The organism is Nevskia soli (assembly GCF_903970205.1).
Taxonomy (GTDB): Bacteria; Acidobacteriota; Terriglobia; order Bryobacterales; family Bryobacteraceae; genus Bog-113.
Genome location: NZ_CAJCHS010000143.1, coordinates 1 through 4,375, shown reverse-complemented (window position 1 = coordinate 4,375; position 4,375 = coordinate 1). Strand labels below are relative to the sequence as shown.

Below are 4,375 nucleotides of genomic sequence, written 5' to 3'. Positions count from 1 at the left end.
CGAACGACAACCGCCGTCGACGTATTCGGGAACTGGCCGCGTGGCATGAAAACTTCGGGAAGCGATTTCTTGCCAATCCGATCCTGCTGCACCGAAGCCACCACGCCGACGATCTCGCGCATCGGCGGTTCGCCGCCTCCGTGGCCGAAACCCGGACGAACGCGCTTCCCGATCGGGTTTTCATTGGGGAAGAATTGTTGAACAAAAGCCTGATTGACGATGACCACCTCAGGCGCTTTATCTACATCCCGCGAATTGAAATCGCGCCCGGCGAGCAACGGAGTGCCCATCGCGCGGAAGTAGTTGGGCGCGGCGATGTTGACGCGAGTGATCGGCCGGTCCGCGGATGATACCGGCTTACCTTGAAAGTCGATGCCGGTACTCATGTCGTCACCGGCCAGAGGCAGGACCACAACGTCGCTCGCTGCGATGACATTCGGCAACGCACTGAGCTTCGCTTCCAGGCTGTCGAGCGCCTGCACTAACTTCGCATCCGGATAACGGCTCTCCGGAAAGTCGAAAGTCCCGGTCAGGACGTTGGCCGTATCGTATCCGGCGTTGGTGTGGTTGAGGCGATCGAGGCTGCGAATCAGCAAGCCGGCGCTCGAAAGAAGCATGAGCGCGAGCGCGACTTCGGCGATCACGAGAATGCTGCGCGCTTTGTTGTGGCGCAGGCCTTCGGTGGATCCGCGCGAGCCGTCCTTCAGCGCTTCACCCGGACTCGAATTTGCGGCGCGCAACGCGGGCACCGCCCCGAAGACGAGACCCGTCACGAGCGACATCGCCAGCGCGAACACGAAGACCTCCACGTTCAGGCGTGCGTCCGCCAGCCGCGGAACGTCCTGCGGCCCATAGTGCGCGAGAAGGGCGGTCCCCCACGCGGCCAGCAGCATGCCGAAAACGCCCCCTAGCAGCGAGAGCAGCACGCTTTCCGTGAGGATCTGGCGCACCAGACGCGCGCGCCCGGCGCCCAAAGCGGTGCGGATCGCCAGTTCCCGCGAACGCGTCGTGGCGCGCGCCAGCAGCAGGTTGGCGACGTTGGCGCACGCGATCAGCAGCACGCAGCCAACCGCGCCCAGCAGCAGTAACAGCACGGGACGCAGTTGGGCGACCATATGGTCCAGCATCGGGAGTACCTGAACTTCGCGATACTGGTTGGAATTTCGGAATTGCTTCGCGAGCCGCGTGTTGATTACGGCGAGATCGGCCCGCGCCTGATCGGTCGACACGCCCGGCTTTAGGGTCGCGGCGAAGTCCAGGAAATGCGCGCCGCGCTGGATACCCATGGGCGTGCTTTCAGGCGAAGTCTTGCGCAGGTCGGGTGAGTATCCGAAGGTGGTCCACAAGTCGGTGGGCTCGCTCTGGATGGGGAACTGAAAGCCGCGCGGCATGATGCCGATGATGGTGTACGGCTGTTGGCGCAGGAGAACCGTTTTGCCCAGGATCGCCTGGTCGCCGCCGAAAAGCTTCCTCCACGCATAGTCGCTGAGAATCGCTTTCATCGGGCCGGCTGTGTCTTCGTCTTCAGCGGCAGTGAACGTTCGGCCCGCTGTCGGATGAACCGCGAGCATCGGGAACAAGTCCGCCGAAACCACGGCCATGTGAACGTTCACGGGCTCCTTTCCAGGCGCCAGCATCGGCCACGAGTCGGGGTGGTAAACCGCCATGTGATCGAGCGTGTGATTCTGCGAACGGAAGTCGCGAAAATCCGGATAGCTCAGCGCCGCGCTCTCCGGGCCGCGCTTCGAGTCGTAGTGGAGGACGCCGACCAGCCGGTCCGCTGTGGAGTAAGGGAGCGGGCGCAGCAGCACGGCATCCACCACGCTAAAGATCGCGGTGGTTGCGCCCGTGCCCAGAGCCAGCGCAAGCACGGCGACCAGTGTGAACCCCGGATTCTTCCAGAGCGTTCGCGTCGCGTAGCGGAAATCGGCCAGTAGTTCTTGCATCGTTATTCGTGCCTCAGTGCTTCCATAGGATTGGTTGCGGCCGCGCGATAGGCGGGCGCCCAGCAGGCCGCCAGCGCGGCGGCGATTAATGTCGCGCATACGGCCGCGTAGGTAAACGGATCGATCGGTTGAACGCCGAAGAGCAGACTGCTCATGGCGCGCGACGAGGCCCACGCGATCGCCAGTCCGGCGAGTGCGCCGGCCCCGCACAGCGTCATGGCCTGACGCACAACCATGCCGAGAATGCCGGCCGGACGCGCGCCCAGTGCCATGCGCAGGCCGATCTCGGAAGTGCGCTGCTCCACGTTATAAGACACGACGCCGTAGATTCCGACGACCGCCAGCGCCAGCGCGAGGACACCGAAAAGCCCGAGCAGCATGGCCTGGAAACGCTGCCTTGATTGCGATTCGGATACTTTCTCGCTCAACGTCTGGATGCGCGTGATGGGTTGATCCGGGTCAAGACTCCACACGGCTTTGCGAATGGCGGGAAGCAGCTGCGTGGGCGGCAATGAGGACCGAACGGCGAAATCGGCAATCGGAACCGGATAGGAATCCAATTGAGCCGCGGGCATGAAGGCGGCGGGTTCCGTCGCTTTATCCTGCCCGTAGTAGTGCGCGTCCGCAACCACGCCCACAATACGCCGCCACTGTTTTGTGCCGGTCCGCCGGATCTCATGACCGAGCGCGCCATGTGGATAGTAGCGACGCTCGAACGTTTGATTGACGATGATCACCGGCTCCGAACCCATCCGGTCGCCGCCGGTGAAATCGCGGCCTTCGACGACTTTCATTTGCAGCGTGCGGAAGTAGTTCACGCTGCACATCTGCGAATCGAGCTGCATCTCGGAATCCTGATCTTTCGCCAGCGGGTGCTCTTTCTGTTCGTAGGAACTGTTCCAGTGGCCCCGTAGAGGAAACCGCCCGAAAGCCGCGGATTCGACGCCCGGTATGGCTTCCACGCGGCGCTCTAAAGCGTCGAAGAATTGGTAGCGGCGTTCAGCGCCGGGAGCGATCTCGGGCTCAGGTGCGGCGGCGTTATCCCTATCCGCTTGGGCCGGTTGAACTCCGGCATTTCGATCCGGGATGCTGATGTTCATGGCCAGCACGCGATCGGGTTCGAACCCCAGATTCACGCCGCGCAGCTTGATGAAGCTCTTGAGCATCAGCCCCGCGCCGACCAGCAGCACGAGGGAGAGCGCGACCTCCGAGGCCATCAGGATGGCGCGCCAGCGCAGCACGCCCGATCCGGCGGAGTGGCGCGCATTGGAACCATGCAGCGCGATCAGCGGATCGGCGCCCGAAACGAGCCACGCCGGCGCGAGGCCGAAGAGCATGGCGGTTCCCCCGCACGCCAGCAAGCCAAACGCGAGAACGGTCAGATTCAGAGTCGCGGCGCCGAGGCGCGGGACATCCGGTGCGCTGCCGATCAGGGCCGTCGTCATCCATCCCGCGCAGAGGATTCCCAGCATGCAACCGGCGGCGGCGAGCAGTCCATTCTGCAGCAGCAGTTCACGCATGATGCGGGTGCGTTTGGCGCCAAGTGCGATGCGGACCGCGATATCACGGCGTTGGCGCACCGCTCGCGCCAAAAGCAGATTCGCCACGTTGACGCAGGCGATCAGAAGGATGAGACTCACCGCGCCAAGCAGCACCAGCAGCGAGGTTCGCGCTCCCGCCGCGACGTTGTCCTTCAGCGGTTCGATGACGACGCGGTCGCCATTGTTTGTTTTGGGATAAGCTTTGGCCAGACGCGCCGCGATCCCGTTCAACTCGCTGCGGGCTTGTTCAACCGATACGCCCGGACGGAGCCGGGCGAAACCGGTGTCGATGCGCGTGCCGCGATCGTTGAGCACATCCGGTCCGTAGCAATCGGGCACGTACATTTCGAGGCGATCGGTGCGGCCGAACTGCTCGGGGGAAACGAAGCCCGGCGGCATCACGCCGGTGACCAGGTACGGTTCGCCATCGAGCCGGATCGATTTGCCGATGATATTCGGATCGGCGCCGAAATGCGAACGCCAGAATTCATCGCCGAGCACGACTACATGGGGCGCGCCGAAGCGATCGTCGGACGGGGAGTAGCCGCGACCGAAGCGCGGATGGACGCCCAGAACATCGAAGAAATTGCCGGAGGTGCGCGTGACCGGAACGCGCTCAGGCGCTCCCACGCCGGTGAGGTTGAGCGAATCGTCGCCGATGTGGACGATGCCGGAAAGCGTTGTGTTGTGGAGGTAGTCGGGGAGATCCGCCAGGCTGAACGAGGCCCAATTTGCGCCCGGCATCGTCTCGGCAAAGCGGACCAATTGCTCGGGATGCGGATAAGGCAGGGGTCGCAGCATGACCGCTTCGATCACACTGAACATGGCGGTGTTCACGCCGGCGCCGAGAGCGAGCGTGACGATCGCGAGGATCGTGAACCCGGGCGT

Annotated in this window: 2 protein-coding genes; both read right to left on the bottom strand. The window is 63.7% G+C overall.

All coding sequences use genetic code 11. From position 1 onward, the window contains the following. On the bottom strand, positions 1–1,946 hold a 1,946-nt coding region (locus H1Y01_RS06595), incomplete at its 3' end, for an ABC transporter permease (protein ID WP_180539648.1). A gap of 2 nt (positions 1,947–1,948) precedes the next feature. Then, positions 1,949–4,375, bottom strand: a 2,427-nt coding sequence (locus H1Y01_RS06590) for an ABC transporter permease (protein WP_180539647.1), incomplete at its 5' end; no start/stop codon positions are given.